General features: G+C 60.0%; 1 protein-coding gene. It reads left to right on the top strand.

Going from position 1 to position 1604, the window contains the following annotated elements:
- The first annotated feature begins 233 nt into the window (after window positions 1–233).
- Window positions 234–1595, top strand: coding sequence for an IS110 family RNA-guided transposase (locus BMZ35_RS20555; RefSeq protein ID WP_093097291.1), 1362 nt, complete (start codon window positions 234–236; stop codon window positions 1593–1595).
- The last annotated feature ends 9 nt before the right edge of the window (window positions 1596–1604 follow it).

The raw sequence follows: 1604 nt of genomic DNA, 5'->3' as shown, positions 1-1604 counted from the left end.
TAAAAAACCGTTCCGGGCCGCGACCCGCCTGTGCGCGGTATAAACAGCCTGTGCTATGCTTCGCCGGAAGGGCAGTTGCCGATGGCTTATTGGTGGGCTGGACCCCGTTAAAAAACGTGGCACATGGGCCGATGCGCACTTGAGAGTGGTGACGCTGCTATTGCGGTGATCCCGGTTAGGAAGATGACGAACTTGCATGGCCCACGCCCTTCGCCTTGAACGGAGGAGATGCCATGACGAAGCGCAAAACCGGTGACCACCCGGACCTGAAGATGGTCAACCCTCAGGCGGCCGCGATCGACATCGGCTCGACGATGCACATGGCCGCTGTGAACCCTGACGCCGATATCATGCCAGTGCGCGCCTTCGGGACATTCACTAAGGATTTGCACGACCTTGCCGACTGGTTCCAGTCATGCGGTGTCACCAGCGTGGCCATGGAATCGACCGGCGTTTACTGGATCCCAGCCTTCGAAATCCTGGAAGCGCATGGCTTCGAGGTCATCCTCGTGAACGCCCGCTACGCCAAGAACGTGCCAGGCCGCAAAACTGATGTGAGCGATGCGGGATGGCTGCGCCAGTTGCATTCTTACGGTCTGCTCCGTGGCAGTTTCCGCCCTGAGGCGGAGATCGCCACCCTGCGCGCCTATATGCGCCAGCGCGAGCGTCTGACAGAATATGCCGCCGCGCATATCCAGCACATGCAGAAGGCGTTGATGGAGATGAACCTTCAACTGCATCATGTCGTCTCCGACATCACGGGTGCGACGGGCATGCGGATCATCCGTGCCATCGTTGGCGGCGAGCGTGATCCAGAGGTGCTGGCAACGTTCCGAGATGTTCGCTGCAAATCCTCGATGGATACGATCAAAGCCGCACTGGTCGGCAATGACCGTGAGGAGCACGTCTTTGCTCTTACCCAGTCTCTGGAACTTTACGACTTTTACAAAGCACAAATCGAGGCGTGCGACCGAAGGCTGGAGGCGGCTGTTGGAGCGCTGACTGTCCGGGCAGACGGTAGTCTGGCTCCGCTGCCGAAGGCACGGATCAAAGGCAGGCAGCACAATGCGCCGTCCTTTGATGTGCGAGCCGCGCTTTACGGGGTGTTGGGCACGGACCTGACCCAAATCCACGGTCTCGGCCCGTCGTTGGCGCTAAAGCTGGTGACCGAATGCGGCACGGACCTGCGCGCTTGGAAAAGCGCAAAGCACTTCACGTCGTGGCTTTGTCTGGCACCGGGCAACAAAATCTCTGGGGGCAAGCTGCTGTCCTCACGGACACGCCGATCTTCTAGTCGTGCGGCCGCCCTCCTTCGTCTGGCGGCAGTCACGATTGGCCGAAGCGACACGGCCTTGGGCGCGTTCTATCGACGCCTCTCGGCGCGGATCGGCAAACAAAAGGCCGTAACGGCCACAGCGCGCAAGATCGCGGTCTTGTTCTACAACGCTTTACGGCATGGCATAACCTATCAGGATCAGGGAGCGGCGGCTTACGACGAACGACATCGGCAACGCGTGCTCTCAAACCTCCAGCGTCGGGCCAAGACAATGGGTTACGCATTGGCGCCCATCTCGGAGACCGCGGGTGTTTCTTAGGAAGGCCAC

Source organism: Shimia aestuarii (genome assembly GCF_900114635.1).
GTDB lineage: Bacteria > Pseudomonadota > Alphaproteobacteria > Rhodobacterales > Rhodobacteraceae > Shimia > Shimia aestuarii.
This window is presented reverse-complemented; position numbering and strand designations above follow the sequence as displayed.